This window comes from Providencia burhodogranariea DSM 19968, from assembly GCF_000314855.2.
GTDB classification, from domain to species: domain Bacteria; phylum Pseudomonadota; class Gammaproteobacteria; order Enterobacterales; family Enterobacteriaceae; genus Providencia; species Providencia burhodogranariea.
The window spans coordinates 25,229-49,387 of the sequence record NZ_KB233226.1; the positions used below are offsets into that span (position 1 = coordinate 25,229).

A 24,159-nucleotide genomic window follows, 5' to 3' on the forward strand; every position below is an offset into this window, starting at 1 on the left:
AGAAAAACTCAAAAAAACGTAACGTACTGAAAAAAATAAGAATAATTCCCAATTGAATATAAATTCACAATGATAATAATAATTTTTCACTGAAAAACGTGACATGTCACGCTGCGTATTTATTTATAAAATTGTGTTTTTTACATCAATATTTTGATTTCAATCTCTCACAGTTTCATTCCAAGTATAACAACTGAAAAGCTGCTGACCTTTCAAGATCAACAGCCCCTATACTAGGCAAAGAATTACAGCAACTGTGAAAGGCGATTAAGATCTGATTGAATAGCGCCCGCTGTGACATCACGACCTGCGCCTGGACCACGGATCACAAGTGGGTTATCACGATACCAACGGCTTTCTATGGCGAATACGTTATCACCGGGTAATAGTGATGCTAACGGGTGATCAGGTTTAACGGCCTCGACTCCAACACGTGCACGACCTTTTACTGCATCATAGCGTGCCACATAGCGTAGTACCATGCCCATCTCTTGGGCAGCCTCTAAACGCTGTTCCATTTGTTCGTTGATTAATGCACTATTTTCAAAAAACTCATCCAATGAACCCGCTTCTGCTTCCGCAGGTACTAGTGACTCAACACGAACATCACTTGGCTCAATTTCATAACCCGCCTCACGCGCCAATATAATCAACTTGCGCATCACATCTTGACCCGATAGGTCAATACGTGGGTCGGGTTCAGTGAGACCTTGTTGCCATGCTTGTTCCACTAACTCGCTAAAGGGGACTGAGCCATCAAACTGTAAAAATAACCAAGATAATGTGCCAGAAAATATCCCGCTAATCGCTAGAATGGTATCGCCACTCTCTTTGAGGTCACGTACCGTATGGTTAATCGGTAATCCGGCTCCAACTGTCGCATTGTATAACCAGTGACCCCCTGTTTTCGCGAAGGTATCGCGAATTTGCCGATATCGCTGTGTTTGCGCAGCACCAGCAATTTTATTTGCGCTAATCACATGGAAACCGTAGCTAGCAAAATCAACATAGCTATCAGCAAGTGTTTCACTCGCCGTGACATCTAGGATAATCAAATCATCGTAAGGGTGTGAACGCATCCATAAGAATAAATTTTCATCTTCATGTTCAACCGCCTCATCATCAAAGAAAGCTAAGGCGCGGCTTGGGTTGATACCTTGGTAATTCAGCAAGCTGCGGCGACTATCAACCACTCCTGCAAGCACAAAATCAAAATCACTACGCGCAGACAAATTGGGCTGTTCTGTAGCAAATAATTCCAACCAACGAGCACCAATGTTACCTTTACCAAATAACATTAATCCAATACGTTTTTCTGCACGAAATAGGCTTTTATGCATGCCTTGAATTAAATGGTCAGTTTGATTAGTACGCAATACAGCGACTAAGCTAATACCATCTTCCGAATGCCAAACAAACTCAACAGGTTGCTCTTTTAACTCTTCATAAAAGCGATGGCTATGCAGTGGGTTTTTACACACACCTGCGCCCACTAAAGCCACCAGCGAAAAACCTTCTCGAAGGGATAATGTGCCGGGAAGTGCCGCCTCTTCAAGTACATTCAACGCGCTTTCAACAATTTCCGCAGTATAGCAAAATTGTAATAGGTGCCTATCATGGTGAATACCCTGAGCTAATGGGCGTAGCTGAACACGCTTAAGTAATAAATCGATATCTTTATAAATCTGATGAAAATTGCGGTCCGGTGAAATTCTGAGTTCAATTATGCATACTTCATCATGACTGGTAACTATCTTAGCGCCAGACCCTGATGCTAGAACGCGCTCAATTTTTGTTGAGCCTTGCTCTGGTTGATAACTACATCTTAATTGCAATTCAATATTACTGACGGAAACCGGTTGCAATGTGCGAGTATGCAATACAGGAGCTGCAAGGCGAGCTAATTCACTTGCCTCATCGAGTCGCAATAACGGCAGTAAACACGCATCCTTGATTTTACGTGGGTCGGCGCTATATACACCTGCGACATCGCTCCAGATAGTTACTTTTTCAGCATCCGCCAATGCCCCAACTTGGGTTGCGGAATAATCGCTACCATTACGACCTAAAAGGACGGTTTCGCCCACTTGGTTACGCGAAATAAATCCTGTGACAACAATACGATGCTTAGGATATTGAACTAAAATTTGTTGCAATAATTGGCGTGATTGAGTTTCATCAATTTGAGGCTGAGCCGCTCTTTCCGCACGTAAAAAAGTACGTGCATCCAGCCAAGTACTGGTCATATCCGCTTCTTGTAATATTGCAGACATCAGACGTGCAGACCAAATCTCACCATGGCCTACCACCTCAGCATAAGAAGCATCATTGATCGGTTGATCTAACAAGCCACTTAAACGCTCTAAATCCTCAACAAATAAGCGTTTTAAATTATCCGCTTTATCCGTTGGTAATAATTCAGTAATTAAATCTTGTTGATAGCGGCGTAAATATTGCTGAACTTGATGAGCTGAAATGCGATCAATTTGGCTCAATTTCAACCAATTAATCAGTTGATTGGTCGTACTACCCGCGGCGGAAACTACCATTAAGTCGCCCGGTTTACTGTAACTCGCCATGATATTAGCGACTCGCTGATAACATTTTGCATCAGCTAAACTGCTACCACCAAATTTATGTAACTGGCGGTGACATGGCTCCGCCTCAACTGCTGTCAGTACACTCATCAAATACTCCGCTAGTGTTGCGCTGCTATCTTAAATGCATTATCTAAGTCTGCGACTAAATCTTGAGAATCTTCAATACCTACAGACACTCTTAATAAGCTATCAGTAATTCCTGCTGCTGCCCGAGCTTCTGCTGACATGCCAGCATGTGTCATGGTGGCGGTATGTGAGATTAGTGTCTCAACACCCCCCAATGACTCTGCAAGTGTAAATAATGTTAATGTACCGAGAAAATGTCGCAACTGTTGCTCGTCACCATTAAATTCAAAACTCAACATAGCACCGAAACCTTTTTGCTGTTTCACTGCGATTTTATGACCTATATGATCTTTTAACGAAGGATAATATAATTTTCCAACCAAAGGCTGTGTTTTAAGATAATTTACGATTTCCTGTGCGTTACTTTGTTGCTGCTTTATTCGTGGAGATAGCGTTCTAATTCCTCTTAACAACAAATAACTATCAAATGCCCCCCCCGTCACACCGATATTATTGGCCCACCAAGTTAACTCTGTTGCCCATTTCTCTTCTTTGGCAATCACCGTACCTGCAATAATATCAGAATGCCCATTAAGATATTTTGTACAAGAGTGCACGACAAAATCAGCACCAAGCGCAATAGGTTGCTGTAAAATAGGGCTTAAAAATGTGTTATCTACCACCACAAGTGCACCTGCATCATGAGCCAATCGAGCTATTTTTTCGATATCATAAATGCGTAGCAATGGATTACTTGGAGTTTCAATCAAGATTAGCTTTGGTTTTTTATCTAATGCAGCTTGCAGTTCAGCTTCATTATTTTGATCAACAAATTGAACCTGATAGGCTCCACGCTCATGTTGACTATTGAATAAACGATAGCTTCCACCATAGCAATCATGAGGAGCAACCAGCAAGTCTCCCGGCTGTAAAAAAACGGTACATAAAAGATGCAAGGCTGACATACCACTGTTAGTCACTACCGCACCACTACCGCCTTCAAGCTGTGCAAGTGTCCTTTGCACAATGTCACGCCCAGGGTTTCCTCGACGAGAATAATCATGACTGCGTGGCTCATTAAAATCAGTAAAATTATAAGTACTCGATAGATAAATGGGTGGGACGACGCAGCCAAACTGCGAGTCTTCATTTAGCCCATTATGAATGGCGATAGTTGACGGTTTGTGAGCCATGAACGCTTCTCCTGGTAGATGATAAGCCAAATAATACCCATCAGAAGTATAGACGTCAACCTATCTAGACGTCTAAACCTCTTTACGTTTATATAAAGTAATGGAATAATCATCCTTAATGATTATGTGTAAATTAATTGCAATTTACACAAAGTAAATTAACTCATTAATTTCAATACGAAATTATGATAATTTATGTAACGCTTATTCTAACTTATATGTCGGTTTTAAATCTTAAGTAACAAATATTTTGTTTCTCAGAAAGATTACAGACATATTATTTTTTATTATTGATGAAAATAATCAAGGTAACTCATGGCTGAATGGAACGGTGAATATGTCAGTCCGTATGCTGAACATGGCAAAAAAAGTGAGCAGGTAAAAAAAATTACAGTATCGATTCCATTAAAGGTACTGAAAATTTTAACTGATGAGCGTACTCGCCGCCAAATCAACAACTTGCGTCATGCAACTAACAGTGAACTACTCTGTGAAGCTTTTTTACATGCATTCACTGGACAGCCGCTGCCAAACGATGATGATTTGCGCAAAGAACGCAGTGATGAAATTCCTGATGCCGCAAAAGATATTATGCGCGAGCTTGGCATTGATCCTGATACTTGGGAATATTAATCTTTGCTGCCTTCTTTTCATATTAAATCGGGAAGCTTTCCGCTATCGGCGAAGATAAACCAGTAATTAATAAAGACGTTAGTAATTACTCGGTTAATGCAATGCTAGTGCATAAATAATTTCGGCGACAAGTGCCGCTATTCCGATAAAAGCCCGATGAACATAGCTCGATTTATGTGATTCGGGTAATGAATAGCGATCAGTGACCATACTCTTGGAGTATGGGTATCGTTATTCATTTAACATATTGAAACTAAAAATTTTTAGGATGGGAAGATTATTCCTATTTGTTTTTATTTCGGATTTCCCCTCAGGCTTTATTGCTTGTCTTTATTTAAACTTCAGATCATATCTGCACTGAAAATAGAATAAATAAAGGTTAATGCGATGAATTTATACCCCAAAATTACTATAGCCCTACTCGGTGGAGCATTACTGCTTACCGCAGGTTGTTCTACTTATCCACACCATTCAGTAGACTCCAAAGATAAAGTTGAGAAAACATCTGCTCCAGCAGCAAGAATACTTGGTACGAAATGGGGGGAGAATATTAATTCTTCTGTCAATAATGTCAGTGCAACCCGACTGACCCAAACCCCTCATGATACCGTCACTATTCATTACCGTGGGGAGCGTATTCCAAGTCATGTTTATACCCAATCTTATATTCCTTTATTACCGATTGAGGTGAAAGTGATTGGTGAGAATGGGCAACCAATGCCAATTTATCGTGATCGCGAAGGTCAATACATCCTGCCAGCGAATGAAGGCATGCGTTATGCCTTGCATATTACGAACAACGATAAAATAAAAAGCTTTGAAGTGATAACTACCGTAGATGGTCTTGATGTTCTTAATGGCCAAATAGGGTCTTACCAGAATAGCGGCTATTTAATTCGCCCCGGTAAGCAGCTTGAGATCGAAGGTTTTCGTAAGAATAGTAACCAAGTCGCCGCATTCCGTTTTGCCGCACCTGAAGCTTCATATGTGAATCAAAACATACAAGGTGACGAACGTAATATTGGTGTGATTGGTGTTGCTATTTTTGAAGTGCGTGAAGAGTTACCGGATTGTGAAGCTAATCCATTTCCAGCAGAAAATGATTATGCTCCTGTACCATGCCGCAAACGCTAAAAGCAAAAAACCCATTCAAATTGTGAATGGGTTTTCCTACATAAGACGCCGAATTAACTTCGGCGCTTACATTCAGCTTATCCAAAAAGAGGTCACTTACGTGCCTTTTTTCGCAGGCTTGATTACTTCTTAGCGCCTGGGATACTGAAACGCTGATTAAAGCGATCAACACGACCACCAGTAGCAACATCACGCTGTTTACCAGTATAAAACGGGTGGCAGTTACCACAAACGTCCAGGTTCAGTGAGTGACCTGCAGTTGAATTGATTTTCATAACGTTACCGCAAGAACAAGTTGCAGTAATTTCTTCGTATTTAGGGTGAATACCTTTTTTCATGGGAAAACCTCTATTAAGGCCGTGTCGCCATTCCAGCCCTGACGCCGGACACCACACGTCGTGTTGATTAGAAATTATTACTCTTCATAATTGAAGCTGCATAGATGTTATCATCACTTAGCTACCCGAATCACATACTTATGTATGCTCAACAGGACATCTTCGCTTGATGACCACATGCAACCCGAATTATTTTGAGTAGCTATTGGTAAAATCGTTACCAAAGGCGGCGGATCATACAGAAAATCCATTTACCGTGCAATGAAAACCGCATGCTTTTTATGGTACTCTATAGGCAGATGACGTTTACTTATTATTTTTAAAGCAATTTGTTTGATTAAAAAAGACTCAAAATGGTTATTTTACGTATAGGCTAATTTTAATTATCATTCTTTAAAATAATAACTTTGATTAAAAGGCATTCCATTCATTTTTCTCTACGCTGAAAGTGCCTCGCCTAAGTTACTAAGGACTGTTGACCTTTGAGGGTCAACAAACCTAAAAATAACTTACCCATAATCGCACAAAAAAAAGACGGAAATACAGCTATGATCGTCGTTCAGGTGGCTTTACCTGTTCCTTTAAATCGAGTATTTGATTATCGGTTATCTGATAATATGCCCATTCCCCCGATTGGTAGCCGAGTCATGGTTCCTTTTGGCAAACGGCAAGCACTAGGCGTTGTTGTCAATCATAGCCACACAAGTGAACTTTCTGAAGATCAATTAAAAACAATTGAACTTGTGCTCGATAGCGAAACATTATTTCCTGATGACTTGTGGCAACTCCTTCTATGGTCTTCACGATATTACCATTATCCAATTGGTGAAGTCCTTTTTCACGCGTTACCCATTTTGTTACGCCAAGGTAAACCTGCTGAGTTTTCCCCTATTTGGCAATGGCAAGTTACTCAACTTGGGCAAGAAGCTGATATTAATGAATTAAGGCGTTCACCTAAACAACAACAAGCACTTGCTTTAATACGCCGCCGTGCTGTTTATCGCCACCAAGTGAGTGAGCTTGAATTAAGTGAAAGTGCATTACAGGCACTTAAAAAGAAAGAATACATTGAGCTTCACCCAGTACAACCTATCACCGAAAAATGGCAACCTCATTTTTCAGTCAGCGGCGAGCGTTTGCGCCTTAATAGTGAACAAGCAACAGCCGTCGGTGCCATTCGTGCTGAAGATGATACATTTTCACCTTGGTTACTTGCTGGTATTACTGGTTCAGGGAAAACTGAAGTCTACCTTACCGTTTTAGAAAACATTTTAGCGCAAGGCAAACAAGCATTAGTTTTAGTACCTGAAATTGGTTTAACACCACAAACGATTAGCCGTTTTCGCGAACGCTTTAATGCTCCCGTTGATGTTCTACACTCAGCCCTTAATGATAGTGAACGCCTCGCCGTTTGGTTACGAGCAAAACAGGGGGCAAATGCTATTATCATTGGTACACGCTCAGCTTTATTCACGCCTTTTTCCTGTTTAGGCATCATCATTATCGATGAAGAACACGACAGTTCCTATAAGCAACAGGATGGCTGGCGCTACCATGCGCGCGACCTCGCAGTTTTTCGTGCAAAGAAAGAAAATATTCCGATTATTATGGGAACCGCTACGCCTTCTTTCGAGACATTGTGCAATGTTCAGCAAAAAAAATATCGTCAGCTGAATTTAACACTGCGCGCAGGTAATGCACGCCCAGCGACTCAACACCTAATTGATCTTAAAGGCCAACCGCTAAAATTTGGTTTATCCCATTTATTAATTAAGCATATCCAAGACCACCTAGCGCAGAATAATCAGGTTATTTTATTTTTAAACCGCCGAGGTTATTCACCTGCATTGATTTGCCATGAATGTGGCTGGATAGCAGAGTGTCAGCGTTGCGATCACTACTATACATTGCATCAAAATTTCCATCAGTTACGGTGCCATCATTGTGATAGTCAGCGTCCTGTACCACGTCAATGCCCAACGTGTGGCTCGACTCACCTAGTCCCTGTCGGTATGGGAACGGAACAGTTAGAAGAAGGTATCAAGGAACTGTTTCCGAACACCCCTGTAACCCGTATTGACAGAGACACGACTAGTCGTAAGGGTGAGCTTGAGCAGCATTTAAATGAAGTACATGAGGGAGGAGCTCGCATTTTAATTGGTACACAAATGCTGGCAAAAGGGCATCACTTTCCTGATGTAACATTAGTGGCTTTATTAGATGTTGATGGCGCGTTATTTTCTAGCGATTTCAGGGCTGCTGAACGTTTCGCACAACTTTATGTGCAGGTTTCTGGTCGTGCTGGACGAGCGGGCAAACAAGGTGAAGTATTCTTACAGACCCACCATCCTGAACATCCACTCCTAATGACGTTATTAGAGAGCGGTTATGACGCATTTACCCATGAAGCGATGGAAGAGCGCCGTATAGCAATGTTACCGCCCTTCACCAGTCATATATTGATTCGCTCGGAAGATCATAATAATCAGGATTCACGCCAATTTCTTCAAAAAGTCAGGCAATATATTTCTGAACATCCAAAAAGCGATTCCCAGCTATGGATTTTAGGTCCTAGTCCTGCTGTGCAAGCTAAACGCGGTGGTCGTTTCCGTTGGCAGTTATTATTACAGCACCCGTCTCGCGCTTATTTACAGCAATTTGCAGCACACATTTTACCTGAGTTACAAAGCCAACCAGAAGGCCGAAAAGTAAAATGGAACATTGACGTCGATCCAACAGATGGCTAAGTACCGAGTGTGGTTATTACAAAGGCTAATTTTATCGTTTTTATTCAACAGACCTGTATATAAGCTCGATGATAATAGATGAATATCAGCTTCGGGCAGCTAATACATATCATTCATTTTATTATTATCTATAAATAAATCATCTGTTATCACTATAAATCAATAGTGATAACTCTTTTCGTGGGTATTGATAAATGCGTTTGATAATAACTATTTTCAATATTTGAGAACCAGCTCTAAAAAATGATGCAAGTCACAGTTTTTATGCAAACTAGGTAACAGATATTATTGATGAACTCTTTAAAATAACCTGACTTGAAATGATGACGTCTTTACGCCATTCAAAAAAAGCAATCGATTAACTAAAAGTAAGGAAGGCGTTGTGGAAGAACAAAAACAACATGGCTCTGCGACCATGAAAGATGTTGCTAATGCCGCGGGCGTATCGACAGCGACTGTTTCCCGAACATTAATGAATCCTGAAAAAGTCTCTTTGCAAACACGCCAAAAGGTAGAGCAAGCCGTTATGGATGTTGGTTACTACCCTCACAACCTTGCAAGAAACTTTAAACGCAATGAATCAAAAATCATTTTGGCGATCGTTCCAGATATCAGCGATCCTTTCTTTAGTGATGTGATCTGCGGCCTTGAAGAAGTGGCGGCTCACGAAGGTTATTTTGTGTTAATCGGTGACTGCAAACATCAGCAAAAACAAGAAAACGCATTTATTAACTTGATCATAACTAAGCAGATTGATGGTATGGTGCTACTAGGATCAAATCTTCCGTTTAGTATTTCAGCTGAAGAACAAAAAAACCTGCCGCCTATCGTGATGGCCAATGAGTTTTCACCTGAACTCAAGTTGCCAACTGTGCATATTGATAATCTAACCTCAGCCTTTAACGCTACACATTATTTGCAAAAACAAGGTCATAAACGTATTGCTTGTATTGCAGGACCTGCACATATGCCTCATAGCGAATACCGTTTAGAGGGCTACAAAAAAGCGATGCTACGTACCGGTGAAAGATTACGTGAACAGTATATTATGAGAGGTGATTTCACTCATAAAAGTGGTGCTGAGGCGGCAAAAACCTTACTATCACTTCCAGAGCCACCTACTGCGATTTTTTGTCATAGCGATATTATGGCGATTGGCGCCATGTGGCAGGCTAAGAAATTAGGATTAACGCTACCTGATGATCTTTCTATTGTCGGTTTCGATAACTTAGAACAAGCTAAGTATACGCTTCCGGCATTGACGACGATTAACCATCCTCGCAATGAAATAGGTCGTCAAGCAATGTTATTATTGCTTGAGCAACTACAAGGAAATAATGTAACGCCAGGTTCCCGTCTCCTAGATTCTGATCTAATCATCAGAGAGAGTACAAAAGCACCTAAGAGTTAGGGGTTGTTGACCTTTGCTGATTATTTTTACTGCATTAAATGATCAAAATAACAGCTGTTTCATCATATTATGTCTTGGCGTGATTAAAAAAACATCACCCCAAACCCAAACTATGAACGAAAAATGCCCTTCGAGTTCGATTAAAAGCGATTTTTCGCTGTGTTGAGCGGTTCGTGCCTAGCCCGCTAGGCGAACCACTTACCTTGGTCAAAAGACGTTTGATTCGAATGAAAATTGACCTTCAAAGGTCAACAGCCCCTAGGCAAAATCGTTCAGGTTAAGTAACATGTGAAACTAAATGATAACGGACTCTCAATAACTTAGTGAATTAACAGCGTGGCACAAAAAGATTATGTAGCTCGCGGGCAATCATCTGCTCGCCGTAAAACAAGTAAAGGCAAAGCGAAGAAAACGCAAGGGCTTCCAATACCGACATTAGTCGCCGCTATTGCTGTTGTCGCTTTATTTGTTGGTGGCCTTTTCTATATCACTCAAAATAAAAAAGAGTCGCCACAAAGTATCAGCACTCATCCACCTTCAGCGCCGGTAAATACATTACCGCCAAAGCCTGAGGAGCGCTGGCGTTACATTAAAGAACTTGAACGCCGTGGTGTTGATGCACCTAATATTCCGACGCAGAATAGTGGTGGTAATATTCTAGGCCAATCTGATCTAACCGCAGAGCAACGTCAATTACTCGAACAAATTGATTCTGATAGACGTCAACCTGTGACAAATTTGCAGGAAGTTCCTTATAACGGGCGCTCAGTACCTCGCTCACAAGTCATTATCAATGAGCCGACTCAACCAGTAAGCCCACCTGTACAACGTAAGCCAACAGCTCCTGTAGAACGAAAACCAGAGCAACGTCCTGTACAATCAACGCAACCGGTAGCATCAACTCCGTCTGCGCAACAAGAAAGTAAGCCAGCAAATAATTTACAAAATATGTTAGTTCAGTGTGGCTCTTTCCGTGAAGCTGAACAGGCAGAATCTGTTCGAGCGACACTTGCTTTCTCCGGAATTGAAAGCCGAGTTACTGCTGGTGGTGGTTGGCATCGTATTGTGCTTGGCCCTTATTCCAAAGCGACTGCTGAAAAAATGCGCGATCGTGCAAGTAGCGTTGGTGTTTCTGGTTGTATTCTTCGTGCCTCTGGGGGTTGAAAAGTATAATCCCCTCCCCCATGTACTACTTTAACGTACTATCAAGAGTGGCAACTTCAAGTTACCGATTAACAAAGTCGGTAACTTGAAAAATAAAACGCCGCATTTTTTGTAATAAAACCAGGGGCTAACTCATGACAACAATCGTAAGTGTTCGCCGTAATGGCCAGGTCGTAATTGGTGGTGATGGACAGGCGACGATGGGTAATACCGTCATGAAAGGCAATGTCCGCAAAGTTCGTCGCTTATATAACGATAAAGTCATTGCCGGATTTGCCGGTGGCACCGCAGACGCATTTACACTTTTTGAACTGTTTGAGCGCAAGCTTGAACTACATCAAGGCCATTTGACTAAGGCCGCTGTCGAGCTAGCAAAAGATTGGCGTACTGATCGTATGCTGCGTAAGCTCGAAGCTTTGCTAGCTGTTGCTGATGAACACACATCTCTTATCATCACTGGGAATGGCGACGTCGTTCAACCAGAGAATGATTTAATTGCTATAGGTTCAGGTGGTCCATATGCGCAATCTGCCGCACGTGCTTTACTTGAAAACACCGAATTAAGTGCACGTGAAATCGCTGAAAAAGCACTCGAGATTGCAGGTGATATCTGTATCTATACCAACCATAATGTCAACTTTGAAGAAATTTCTTCAAAATCATAAGGATTGTAAGTATGTCCGAAATGACTCCACGCGAAATTGTTAGCGAACTCGACAACCATATTATTGGTCAAAATAATGCTAAACGCTCTGTTGCGATTGCCTTGCGTAACCGCTGGCGCCGTATGCAGTTGAATGAAACATTACGCCATGAAGTTACACCAAAAAATATTCTGATGATTGGCCCAACTGGTGTGGGTAAAACTGAAATTGCTCGTCGTCTAGCAAAATTAGCTAACGCACCTTTCATCAAAGTTGAAGCAACAAAATTTACTGAAGTCGGTTATGTCGGTAAAGAAGTCGACTCGATTATTCGTGATTTAGCTGACTCCGCAATCAAAATGGTCCGCCAGCAATCCATCGAAAAGAATCGTTATCGTGCAGAAGAACTTGCTGAAGAACGTATTCTTGATGTGTTGATCCCACCCGCTAAAAATAACTGGGGTCAATCAGAGCCTGTTGATGAACAATCACCTGCTCGCCAATCATTCCGTAAAAAATTGCGTGAAGGCCAGTTAGACGATAAAGAAATTGAAATTGAAGTTGCGGCATCCCCAATGGGTGTTGAGATCATGGCTCCTCCAGGTATGGAAGAGATGACTAATCAGCTGCAATCTATGTTCCAAAATCTTGCTGGGCAAAAACAAAAAGCTCGCAAGATGAAAATTAAAGAAGCTTTTAAACTATTAGTGGAAGAAGAAGCCGCTAAACTGGTTAATCCAGAAGAGTTGAAAGAACAAGCTATTGAGTCTGTTGAACAGCACGGTATCGTATTTATCGATGAATTCGATAAAATCTGTAAGCGCGGTGGTCAAAGCTCTGGCCCTGATGTTTCTCGCGAAGGTGTACAGCGTGACCTATTACCACTGATTGAAGGTTGTACTGTTTCAACTAAGCATGGCATGGTCAAAACAGATCATATTCTGTTTATTGCTTCTGGTGCATTCCAAGTTTCCAGCCCATCAGATTTAATCCCTGAATTACAGGGGCGTCTGCCTATTCGTGTTGAGCTGCAAGCACTGACCACTGAAGACTTCGTACGCATCCTTACCGAGCCAAATGCTTCGTTAACAGAACAGTACAAAGCGTTGATGGCAACTGAAGGTGTAACAATTGACTTCACGACAGATGGTATTCGCCGTATTGCAGAAGCTGCATGGCAGGTTAACGAGTCAACCGAAAACATCGGCGCACGTCGTTTACACACCGTTTTAGAGCGCTTGATGGAGGATATCTCCTATGATGCGAGCGAATGCAGCGGACAAACGATTCAAATCGATGCGGAATATGTTAAGCAGCATTTAGATGAACTGGTTGCCGACGAAGACCTAAGCAGATTTATTTTATAAGCTTATTAATTATCAGGTTTTCATGTATCCTTAATGAATCTGTTATAAAGTGCAGCGACTTATTATATATCCGTTATTATTGAAAGGGCTTGATTTTGAACATTTGAAGATCACGCCTTCTACTTTAAATAATTCAAGATGCAGCTCGGTAATAAAGATATGAGTCACTCGTTAAATACATAACTACGTGGCTCTTTTTAGTAAACCGAAGCAACTACACTGCAACTTGATGAATAACGGGTATCGCTGTACTTTATATAGAATACAAAAATATTTAGCCTATCGTTTCGAAACCACTACTATACGATTGATGAGCTGGCGCTTGATTCAAAACGCAAACTCATTAGCAAACTATGAGTAGCCTCGAATCTGAAGGTCATTAATGATACTGAACATAACAAACCTGTGAAATTATTGAATGAGCTCATCTACCTCAATTAGCCGTAAGCAGGCCTGGCTAGAAAGTTTACGCCCTAAAACCTTACCTTTAGGGGTTATTGCGATTATTACTGGCTCTGCACTAGCGTATTTAACTGGCAATTTTAAATGGCCTGTCGCCCTATTAGCACTTATCACCGCAGGTTTACTTCAAATACTGTCTAATTTAGCCAACGACTATGGTGATGCCGTAAAAGGCTCTGACACTGCCGAACGTATTGGCCCTTTGCGTGGTATGCAAAAAGGGGTTATTACTCAGGAAGATATGAAAAAAGCCTTAAAAATTAATATCATCGCTGCTTGCATTTCCGGTGTATTGCTCATTGTTGTTGCTTGTGAGAAACCTGAAGATGCCATTGGTTTCTTAATGCTAGGTCTAGTGGCAATTGTTGCCGCAATCACCTATACCGTGGGTAAAAAGCCATATGGCTATCTTGGGTTAGGCGATATTTCAGTTCTGATTTTCTTTGGTTGGCTCAGCGTTATGGGTACCTATTACCTGCAAGCTAACACATTAAATATGTTTACGTTCTTGCCGGCTACTGCGTGTGGATTACTTTCTGTTGCCGTGCTCAATATTAATAATATGCGTGACATCGTGAATGATGTAAAAGCCGGCAAAAATACATTCGCGGTACGTTTAGGCCCACAAGGTGCGAGGATCTACCATACAATTATTATTATTGTTGCTATCCTTTGCCTAGCCTTCTTTAATTTACTGTATCTTCATGGCTGGACTGGCTGGTTGTTTTTACTCGCAGTCCCAATGCTAATGAATCATATTCGACGTGTTCTTAGCGATCCAACACCTGAGGGCATGCGTCCGATGCTAGAAAATATGGTCAAAGCGGCACTATTTACTAACGTTCTCTTTTCCATCGGTGTAGTATTAAGCAAATAATTGCTTATTTTTTGACTTAACCCCCTTCTTTTTGGGCGGTGAATTTTGCCAATCACCGCCCAAAAGGGCTATACTCTCTCTCTCTGGCAGCAAATAAAGACCTAATCCTATGAAATATGATACATCCGAACTCTGCGATATCTATCAAGAAAGCGTTAATGTGGTAGAACCACTTTTCTCCAACTTTGGTGGGCGTACTTCATTTGGCGGTCAGATCATTACGGTCAAATGCTTTGAAGATAATGGCCTACTGTATGATTTGCTCGAAGAAGATGGCCAAGGCCGTATTCTATTAGTTGATGGCGGTGGCTCTGTACGCAAAGCGCTTATTGACGCTGAACTCGCTAGACTTGCATTTGATAACCATTGGGAAGGCATTGTTGTTTACGGTGCGGTTCGCCAAGTGGATGTACTGATAGAGCTAGACCTTGGTATTCAAGCTATTGCTGCTATGCCTGCTGGTTGTCCTGATGAAGGGGTTGGCGAAAGCGATATTCGTGTCAACTTTGGCGGAGTTACCTTCTTTTCTGGTGACTATATCTATGCGGATAACACGGGCATTATTTTATCAGAAGAGCCGCTGACGACTCAGGATAATAATGAGTTTGACGAGCCAGAAGATGTCTAAGATTTTTCGAGCATCGTTATCAAGATGATGACAAAAAATTCCAAATAAATAAGGGCAGAAAGTATCTGCCCTTATCTTACTGCTTTCGTTTTGCTGTTCTAGCAAGATGGAGAATAGAAAAATAAAAAATCCAGCTTGTTTCTACCACGTAAAAGTCATCATCATCTTGAATGAAAAGTTTTTATCTTAAAAAATTCAAGCTGCTTTATATCCTAAATAATTCGTATTGCAGCTAGGCGACAAGTAAATGAGTCGCTAGGAGCATACACAAGTATGTGACTAGTGCGAATGAACGCAGTCAACAACGCTGCGGCACGAAGTATGACGGATATAATTTTAGACCTCTTCCATCCGACCTAACAACCCACGCAAACGCTCTTGCCATGATTGCAATTCTTGTTTCAGTTGTTCATTTTCACGAACTAGCGATTCTGTACCAGATTTCGCGTTATCAATTTCTTGAACAAGCGAACTGTTTTTATCTTTCAGTTCTTCGATTTCCATCTGTAGTAAAGTGATGGTATCAATTGCTTGTTGAACTTTGGTTTCTAGTTTCTCAAATACTTCAAATGACATTCTTCTGGTCTCCCTTGTAAGCTTTTCATCGATTGTAAGTAGCATGATCCTTTGTGTCCAGCGACTTAGTTTCAATTCGCTTAATACCTTTGTTTAAAACACTGGTCAGATCACACAACAAAGGTCGACTGTATCACTATTTTTGGTCGTTTTTTTTCGCTTTGGTGATATAACACACATTTTTCAATTTCGATATTTCTCGTTTTCGCTCATTAACGATAAATTTACACTATAGGTTTTCACTTTGAAAATCTTAACTTGAAAAATATTACAATAATTTTAATTTTCGTAGGATAGAAAGATATGAGCCAAACGACCTCGACTACACTCACCGGTCAGTGCATTTCTGAATTTTTAGGAACGGCACTTATCGTTTTCTTCGGTTTAGGCTGCGTTGCAGCAGTCCGTATTGCAGGGGCACAATTGGGCCTCTGGGAAATCAGTATTATTTGGGGCTTTGGTGTTGCACTTGCAGTATACCTTACTGCGGGAACTTCTGGTGCCCACCTAAATCCAGCCGTTACAATTGCATTATGGTTATTCGCTAGCTTTCCACGACATAAAGTTGCACCTTATATTATTGCACAAATGCTCGGCGGCTTTTTTGCTGCTGCTCTTGTTTATGCTATGTACTCTCCTGTATTCATTGACTACGACCAAGTTCATCATATCGTTCGCGGTACACAAGAAAGCCTATTTACTGCGGGGGTATTCTCAACATATCCGGCACCACAACTCACCGAATTTCATGCCTTCTTCATTGAAGTCGTCATTGCTGCAATCCTTTTGTGCCTAATTTTAGCGCTAACAGATGATGGTAATGGTATTCCGCGTGGCCCACTAGCACCATTATTAATTGGTATCCTGATTGCCGTTATTGGTGGATCATTTGGTCCACTCACAGGCTTCGCATTAAACCCAGCGCGTGACTTTGGGCCGAAGGTCGTCGCATATTTAGCGGGTTGGGGTGATATTGCCTTGACAGGTGGGCGCGAAATTCCTTATTTCTTAGTTCCACTCACTGCGCCAATCGTTGGTGCTTTAATAGGTGCATTTGCATACCGCACTCTGATTTCTCGTCACTTACCTAGTTTCATTCATGCTGCAAAAAGTGAAGCTAAAAAAGACGAAAAATCATCCAAAACATCTCGTAAAAACGCTTAATCATTACCGGGGCAGGTTAAAATTATGACAACAGAAACAAATATCGAGAAAAAATATATTGTCGCTCTTGATCAGGGAACAACCAGTTCACGGGCCGTTGTACTCGATCATGATGCGAATATCGTCAGCATTTCTCAACGTGAATTCACACAAATCTACCCGAAGCCAGGCTGGGTAGAACATGACCCAATGGAAATTTGGGCATCACAAAGCTCCACATTGGTTGAAGTATTAGCAAAAGCAGATATCCGTACAGATGAAGTCGCAGGTATTGGGATCACAAACCAACGTGAAACAACAATTGTTTGGGAAAAAGCGACAGGCAAACCAATCTATAACGCAATTGTTTGGCAATGCCGCCGTACTGCGGATTTCTGTACCCACCTAAAACAAAATGATCGGGATATGGAAGAGTATATTCGCCAGAATACGGGCTTAGTCGTTGACCCATACTTCTCAGGCACCAAAGTTAAATGGATTTTAGATCATGTGGAAGGTGCGCGTGAGCGCGCTGAAAAAGGCGAGTTACTATTCGGAACAGTTGATACATGGTTAGTGTGGAAAATGACACAAGGTCGTGTTCACGTTACCGATTACACTAATGCCTCACGGACAATGCTGTTTAATATCCGTAACTTAGAATGGGATGATAAAATTCTTAAAGCACTGAAGATCCCACGCGCCATGTTACCTGAAGTCCGTCCATCCTCTGAAGTTTATGGTCAAACTAACATAGGTGGTAAAGGTGGTACTCGTATTCCAATCTGTGGTATCGCGGGAGACCAGCAAGCTGCACTCTATGGCCAGCTATGTGTTAAATCAGGCATGGCAAAAAATACTTATGGTACAGGTTGCTTCTTGTTAATGAATACAGGTGACACTGCCGTCCGTTCAAATCATGGCTTGTTAACCACCATCGCTTGTGGTCCAAGAGGTGAAGTCAATTATGCTCTCGAAGGTGCAGTATTCGTGGGTGGAGCTTCAATTCAATGGCTACGTGATGAGCTTAAATTAATCGATGAAGCTACTGACTCTGAATACTTTGCAACCAAAGTGAAAGACAGTAATGGTGTGTATGTGGTTCCAGCCTTCACGGGCTTAGGTGCGCCTTATTGGGACCCGTATGCACGTGGTGCGATTTTCGGTCTAACACGAGGTGCTAATCGTAACCACATTATCCGTGCAACACTGGAGTCTATTGCTTATCAAACACGCGATGTATTAGATGCAATGCAAGCTGATGCAGAAACACGCCTTGCTGCACTGCGTGTTGATGGTGGTGCCGTTGCTAATAACTTCTTGATGCAGTTCCAAGCAGACATTTTAGGTACTTCTGTTGAACGTCCTGAAGTCCGTGAAAGCACTGCTTTAGGAGCTGCTTATCTTGCAGGTCTTGCCGTAGGGTTCTGGCAAAGCCTTGATGAACTACAGAAAAAAGCCACAATTGAACGTGTTTTCAAACCGGGTATTGAAACCACTGAACGTAATTATAAATATGAAGGTTGGAAGAAAGCGGTGGCTCGAGCTCAAGAATGGGAAGACCGCGCTTAATACTCAAACTCATCATTTAAATTAATCATAAAGGCAACACTTTGGTGTTGCCTTTTTATTTTAATTAAAAAAAATAATTACTTATCTAATGGTTATCATGTTTCCGTACAAATAATAAATTAGACTTTGTATTCACACCATTGGAAAATACGCTAAATAGTTAAGATATATTAACGTTATTTTAATAAAATGGAGAATAGCTATGGATAGCAAAAGCACTATATCAAAAAACCTTAATAATGAAGTACAAAACATACTCAATGATGAGGTTAATAAAGGGCATTTGAAGTTTAATTATTATCATTCGCGGGGACGAGTCGCGGTCATCAAAAAAAACTCATTATTATTCAATGCACTAAATGGAAATCCGAATCAATCTGCAAGCAGCCATGCGGCTTTTTTGATGATGAATTGGTTAACAGGCAAACCACGGACAGCAAATAACCATACGAATAATTTCCTATTAAGCACCGTTAGTACTGATGTATTGTCAGGCAATAAATTACATCCTAACCAAAACCTATTTATTGATAGTTTTGATTCCCCACATCAATGGGATGAGGATGAAACTCGCGCTTCACAACAACTTGCTGATGCATTACTCCCTAGCGGCCAGTGGCATCGACATTATGATACTGTGGTGCTTTCCTCCCAAGCAAATAACGAACAGGTTAGATTAGTTCGTCATTGGATGTCATTGACAGGAGGAAGCGCTTTAATTTTACAAGAGGATAATACCTCCCCTTCACCTGCAATAAAAAAGCTGATTAAGGCCATTACACCTAAAAATCATAAAGATACTCAATCTACACCCATTCCCATCGCTAATGTAAAACAAACAAAACCGGGTATCGCTGTGTATGCTTACCCTACAAATCATAAGCCAGCCGATATTCAATCTGCTTATGTCATGACGTTAACGCATCTACAAGCTTCACAAACAACCTTACCGGCACGACAAGTCGATACCGTGTGGATTTACGATACCATCGTCAAGGCACCTACAAAGGGTAGATTCGCTTTTTCAGTTGATTTTTCTAAAATACACAATGATATTCAGCTTGAAGTCGAGACACAAAAACTAAAAATAAAAAAAGGAGAGCGTCCTACAAGTATCACATTCAAAAATTTGGAAGCAGGTCAAAAAAGTTCTTTGCGAATTACCACTACCACGGATGGGTTACCACCAGAATTAAAGCTTTTATGGGTGTTACCGAATACGCGTACCTTATCAACGATCCCCAAAAATGCCCTTCAATATAACTCACCATTGCAAAATGATATCCCAATAACTTCAGCATCAACAAAACTTGCATCTTATAAAGGTATGCCACTAGCCGATGTTATTAAACCTATCGATTTATCTCAAAATATACAACAGGTTGTGAAGCTGCCATCGACTGCAATTAACCAATTTCGTTTAACTGATAACTTAGCCAAAGAAGCCGAATATTTTTCAATTACCATCAAAGACAACAACCGAAAACAGCTATTAAAGTTGGATGATATTCCGCTGTCAGGTCAAGTCTCATGGGATACATTGACGAAAGAAGTGGAGCAAAAAATAAATGAACAGCTAAAACCGCTATCTCATCGTATTTCTATTAATTATGAAAATCGACAGATGAAAATTAAAGGTGATGGATTAACATTTACACAATTTCAACTCAAAAAAAGTCATAAAATCACATATGTCGAAGGTCTGAATCCGGTTGATACCCAGCAAAAACAAAATATAACAACTCATCGCATCAGTTTTGAACCTGAGCAATTAAACTGTTTTACGCATATATCCATTTCTTTAAAAGACCTTTATGGCCGCAATATAGCGCTAAATCGTTCCGTATTTAAATCACCAAAAACGCAATTTTCTTCACCAGATGAGTTTGCTCGCTATTTACAGCACCACCTTCGCCACCAAAGCGGTGATAATTCATTGAGTGTTGCTTGGGATACTTTGAAACAACAATTAGTCTTCACTGATTCATTGAATAGAACACATGAAAAAATCAATTTTGGTTACCAAGATCAAATATTACCTTTCGTGATTGCAGAAAATCCACAGGAACTACCTAATACGCTAACGGTGGGGGCGGTAATTGGGCAATTACCTCAACATTCAGATATTAAAGCTTATCGGTTACTTGAAAAACCAAAATCAGGTTTTGTGGGACTTAATCACGATACCGGTGAATGGCGATACCGCCCTAATAGTCATACTCCTTTTACAGGCTTTGACCAATTCGATTTTGTCGCCGTTATGGAAGATGGTAACGAATCTGCACCGATATCGGTTCAAGTACAAACAGATAATGCTCCCATCGTTTCATATCCGGGAAAACGCACCTTTAGCATGCAGGACCCAATCTACCATCCACCAGTAGCCTGCCACTATCGCGCTCCATCGGATATGCAGGTGCATGATATATCCTTAACTCAAACCCATCAGCAGCACCTTGACTCACCTTATTTACGCTTAGTTGCCAATCGATGGGCATTAATAAAAGTGGATATCACTAGCCAAACGGGAGCAAATGCACCTGATATTGTCGCTATTGTCAGTGATAACCAAGGTCATGAGATCGGTCGAATGCAATTAACTGGACCGCAGCAACTTCCCCAGCAGCTAGCACCTCTTCCAGCGGAACCTGATGTTTCTGGCAGAATCGCGAACAAACAAAGTTATACCGCACCACTAAAAGGAAACTGGATAAAACCCGATATTCGTATTCGCTTAATGGCAGATAATCGCCCTATCATCCAACCTTATACTGATAATAATGGTTTTTTTTCACCAGCCGTCAATCCTGAAAATCATCTGGTTACACACGTCTCAAATACCAGCCTATATCAGAAAGGGCATGGTATTTATGCCTATTCACCATTCAGTTGGGGTAAAGAAGCTGCCGCTAAACTACCAGTAACAAAATTTACATTGTATAACAGCCCGTCAATAGAAAGTGAACCGCCGTTATTAGGCTACACAACACCTACGTTAAGTCATTCTTCATTAACCATGCCACAATATGACAAGCTAGATCCATTATTAAACACAGGAACAAAACAAATTGGTTGGGCATACCAACAAGGTGAAATATACCGAAAGGCCAATGCAAGTAATAATGAATTACACTATATGTCGATTAAACCATCTGTTTATCGCCCATTATTAGGATTAGGTTCTCCTAATTATGGTGGTGGTCTCGCACGACCTGATGTTATGTGGCATGAAATTTTGGGGCATGGGCTAGGTTTAAAACACACAACTGATCAGGGTTACCCCTATTCAAAAGACAGTAATGGTCCCCATGTTGCTTATGACCAATCTCGCCAGTCCTATATTACTTATCGGTATTCACCAAGGGGTCAGATAGAAGAAATTAAGCCCGCAATGTACCCTTCCGCAGGCGAAAAGAATAAAGCAAAATTTGATGCTTTTATTCCCCATTCAGCCTATTACAACTATAAAATTCAACGCTTTCTAGCCAATCAACCTCGTTCCAGTAAAGTGCAAAACGACGTTCCTGTATATTGGGTTGGGGGGAATATTATCACTCTACCCGGCGGGCAAACTCACGCATATAGCCATCTTCAAGTAAAACGAACTATAGGTAAACTCCCTACTTTATCGCTTAATTCACAAAGTAAATTTCGTCGTGACATGTCACAATCGTACCTATTAAATGCAGTTTACGCCACTGAAAATGGTTTAACACCTTGGCAGCATGCTATTGATAACATTAATATTATTAGCTTAAACATCCCCGACAAAGGTGAGCTAGTTAGACTTGAAATTATATCAGGCGATAGCACTAAATCGCATGACAAGCCCATTTATACTTATAAAAACCCAGACGCCCTTGCAAATCGGTTATTTAGCCAATGGGATAAAAATACGCATCTTGCGCCAATCACGCTTGATAACTACTGGCATGGCGGCAAATTATTTTGGTCAGCAACCGATCCTCTTCTCGTCGATTTTTTAACTGGCGTTATTGATAAAGATTTACTCAAGGAAGATAGTGCTCTTTGTGCTAAATGGGTTGAAAATGGCCAACTCCATCAACAGTATTTCGCACTTAATGAACCTTGGGGGAAGGCAAAAAATGTTAATACATTACAACCTTTCTTGCCGATAAATTATCTGACATTACAAAAAGATAAACACACGACAACACTGGCTGATTACTCGGTAAAATCTGACTATCCACTACTATCTGATACCTATATCAATCAAACTGTCGATATCTCAGCATTAAAATTACCAACAGATAAATATAGCTATTGGGCGACGTTATTAGTGAAAGATAAACAAGGACAAGTACAGGAACAAATACCTTTGGAACAGTGGCAAATTACACAACAGGGCAATCAATTGTCGGTTGTTGGTACAATTGATAGTACTCCTTCATTAAACATTGCCGGACTAAAAATATATATCGATACGCATTTACAAGATGAACAACCACCAATTTCTGTAACGCTTATGCAGCAAGGCTCTGCAAGGGTTACGGAAAACACTAAATTCCTTAATTATAATAATCCAGTTATTTTCAATACTATTGAGCAACAACCTGAATTGATAGCAAGCATAAAAATGCCTGAAAGCGGTTATATTCAACAGATTTCTACAGGTTCACAAACCGCATTAAACACCTTCGCCGCACCACTTCTGGTATAAAAGCAGCACAGGCGACATTATGTCGCCTGTGCTTAATAGCAATGTGAACCACATGCCTTTCATTAAGCTGTCTAACTGATTCTGTTTATTTATTATTTATACAGCTAATCGTTATTAGCCAAAAATTCAATGTTTGGGATAAATCACTTAAAAATAGAATTTTACGGCTCATCTGATAAAACATCCGCATTATGTTATCACGCATGCTCAATCTCACTATTGACAGCATAATGATTTAAAAACATTTATAGTTTAAAATTAAATGATGTTAAAAACTGACTCAAGCACCTTCACACTATTCTAATCTTTTTAAATTAGGATTTTTTGCATAGAAACGTGCTGGGCAACGCTAATCGTGTTTAATGGGCAATTTATATGAATAAATATGCTCGCTAAACACAGTGGTTCTAATTCGCAACAATAATTGTAAGTGCAGAATGTGAAAATACTTTTTTCTATCGCGTTAACAACCGCTATTCTTTCATCGATATGGGCATGGGTAGCGAATTCATTTGGCTTAATTGGTTGGATTGGTTTTTTGGGGTGCACCTCGTATTTCGCCTATCCTAAAGATGGAATAAAAGGTTTATTAATCACCTTTCTCACTGTGATCAGTGGAGTGGTTTTTGGGCTAATAATTATCCATAGTAGCGCCTACTTAAATGACTCATCCTCAATATTTGAATACGTCATCACAGGCATCATCGCATTCCTGATGTGTATCCAAGCAAAAAATATATGGCTGTCATATATTCCTGGCACTTTCATCGGCGCATGCTCTATTTTTGGTGCCGTGGGGGATTGGCAAACAACAATTTTATCATTAATTATTGGGATAGCGTTCGGCTTTTCGATGAAAAGAAGTGGGTTATGGCTATCTGAAAAATGGTAATTTAATGAGTAAATTCAATTAGCTATTTTTT

General features: G+C 40.7%; 17 protein-coding genes. 13 read left to right on the forward strand and 4 right to left on the reverse strand.

The annotated features are described in order from the left end of the window. Nucleotides 1-245: 245 nt before the first annotated feature. Together OOA_RS17710 and metB are read right to left on the reverse strand one after the other, a co-directional pair. Nucleotides 246-2,687, reverse strand: coding sequence for a bifunctional aspartate kinase/homoserine dehydrogenase II (locus tag OOA_RS17710; protein WP_008913542.1), 2,442 nt, complete (start codon nt 2,685-2,687; stop codon nt 246-248). A gap of 11 nt (nt 2,688-2,698) precedes the next feature. Then, the gene (gene metB / locus OOA_RS17715; protein WP_008913543.1) at nt 2,699-3,859 is read right to left on the reverse strand and encodes a cystathionine gamma-synthase; all 1,161 of its coding nucleotides are present in this window, start codon (nt 3,857-3,859) and stop codon (nt 2,699-2,701) included. Nucleotides 3,860-4,174: 315 nt separating this feature from the next. On the opposite strand from metB, the gene metJ reads away from it, so the two are divergent. Further along, nucleotides 4,175-4,492, forward strand: a complete 318-nt coding sequence (gene metJ / locus OOA_RS17720; protein ID WP_008913544.1) for a met regulon transcriptional regulator MetJ — start codon at nt 4,175-4,177, stop codon at nt 4,490-4,492. 387 nt (nt 4,493-4,879) lie between these two features. Continuing rightward, the gene (locus tag OOA_RS17725) at nt 4,880-5,626 is read left to right on the forward strand and encodes a hypothetical protein (RefSeq protein WP_008913545.1); all 747 of its coding nucleotides are present in this window, start codon (nt 4,880-4,882) and stop codon (nt 5,624-5,626) included. A gap of 122 nt (nt 5,627-5,748) precedes the next feature. Here OOA_RS17725 and rpmE read toward each other — a convergent pair whose 3' ends face one another. Next, nucleotides 5,749-5,964, reverse strand: coding sequence for a 50S ribosomal protein L31 (gene rpmE / locus OOA_RS17730; RefSeq protein ID WP_006816263.1), 216 nt, complete (start codon nt 5,962-5,964; stop codon nt 5,749-5,751). A gap of 548 nt (nt 5,965-6,512) precedes the next feature. Here rpmE and priA point away from each other — a divergent pair. The 7 genes from priA to rraA all read left to right on the forward strand — a co-directional run bounded on the left by priA (nt 6,513) and on the right by rraA (nt 15,264). After that, nucleotides 6,513-8,711, forward strand: a complete 2,199-nt coding sequence (gene priA, locus OOA_RS17735) for a primosomal protein N' (protein WP_008913546.1) — start codon at nt 6,513-6,515, stop codon at nt 8,709-8,711. A gap of 382 nt (nt 8,712-9,093) precedes the next feature. Then, nucleotides 9,094-10,122 carry a DNA-binding transcriptional regulator CytR gene (cytR, locus tag OOA_RS17740; protein WP_008913547.1) on the forward strand — a complete coding sequence of 343 codons (1,029 nt, stop codon included), beginning with the start codon at nt 9,094-9,096 and terminating at the stop codon, nt 10,120-10,122. Between the two features lie 336 nt (nt 10,123-10,458). Next, entirely contained in the window at nt 10,459-11,286 is an 828-nt protein-coding gene (gene ftsN, locus OOA_RS17745) for a cell division protein FtsN (RefSeq protein WP_008913548.1), read from the forward strand. A 134-nt stretch (nt 11,287-11,420) separates the two neighbouring features. Next, nucleotides 11,421-11,951 (forward strand): ATP-dependent protease subunit HslV, encoded by a 531-nt coding sequence (hslV, locus tag OOA_RS17750; RefSeq protein WP_008913549.1) that lies wholly within the window; start codon nt 11,421-11,423, stop codon nt 11,949-11,951. Nucleotides 11,952-11,962: 11 nt separating this feature from the next. Further along, nucleotides 11,963-13,297, forward strand: coding sequence for an HslU--HslV peptidase ATPase subunit (gene hslU, locus OOA_RS17755; protein ID WP_008913550.1), 1,335 nt, complete (start codon nt 11,963-11,965; stop codon nt 13,295-13,297). Nucleotides 13,298-13,715: 418 nt separating this feature from the next. After that, nucleotides 13,716-14,636, forward strand: coding sequence for a 1,4-dihydroxy-2-naphthoate polyprenyltransferase (locus tag OOA_RS17760; protein WP_008913551.1), 921 nt, complete (start codon nt 13,716-13,718; stop codon nt 14,634-14,636). Between the two features lie 109 nt (nt 14,637-14,745). Beyond that, nucleotides 14,746-15,264: a ribonuclease E activity regulator RraA gene (gene rraA / locus OOA_RS17765; protein WP_008913552.1), complete on the forward strand. Its 519-nt coding sequence runs from the start codon at nt 14,746-14,748 to the stop codon at nt 15,262-15,264. 336 nt (nt 15,265-15,600) lie between these two features. Here rraA and zapB read toward each other — a convergent pair whose 3' ends face one another. Next, complete coding sequence (gene zapB / locus OOA_RS17770) at nt 15,601-15,840, reverse strand: cell division protein ZapB (protein WP_008913553.1); 240 nt, start codon at nt 15,838-15,840, stop codon at nt 15,601-15,603. A gap of 303 nt (nt 15,841-16,143) precedes the next feature. Here zapB and OOA_RS17775 point away from each other — a divergent pair, with 303 nt between their 5' ends. The 4 genes from OOA_RS17775 (at nt 16,144) to OOA_RS17790 (ending at nt 24,128) form a co-directional block, all read left to right on the forward strand. Then, on the forward strand, nt 16,144-17,004 hold the full coding sequence (locus OOA_RS17775; protein ID WP_008913554.1) for an MIP/aquaporin family protein: 861 nt from the start codon (nt 16,144-16,146) through the stop codon (nt 17,002-17,004). Between the two features lie 24 nt (nt 17,005-17,028). Next, on the forward strand, nt 17,029-18,555 hold the full coding sequence (gene glpK, locus OOA_RS17780) for a glycerol kinase GlpK (RefSeq protein ID WP_008913555.1): 1,527 nt from the start codon (nt 17,029-17,031) through the stop codon (nt 18,553-18,555). A gap of 202 nt (nt 18,556-18,757) precedes the next feature. After that, nucleotides 18,758-23,236: a hypothetical protein gene (locus OOA_RS19830; RefSeq protein WP_008913556.1), complete on the forward strand. Its 4,479-nt coding sequence runs from the start codon at nt 18,758-18,760 to the stop codon at nt 23,234-23,236. A gap of 439 nt (nt 23,237-23,675) precedes the next feature. After that, nucleotides 23,676-24,128 (forward strand): DUF1097 domain-containing protein, encoded by a 453-nt coding sequence (locus tag OOA_RS17790; RefSeq protein WP_008913557.1) that lies wholly within the window; start codon nt 23,676-23,678, stop codon nt 24,126-24,128. Nucleotides 24,129-24,159: the final 31 nt, after the last annotated feature.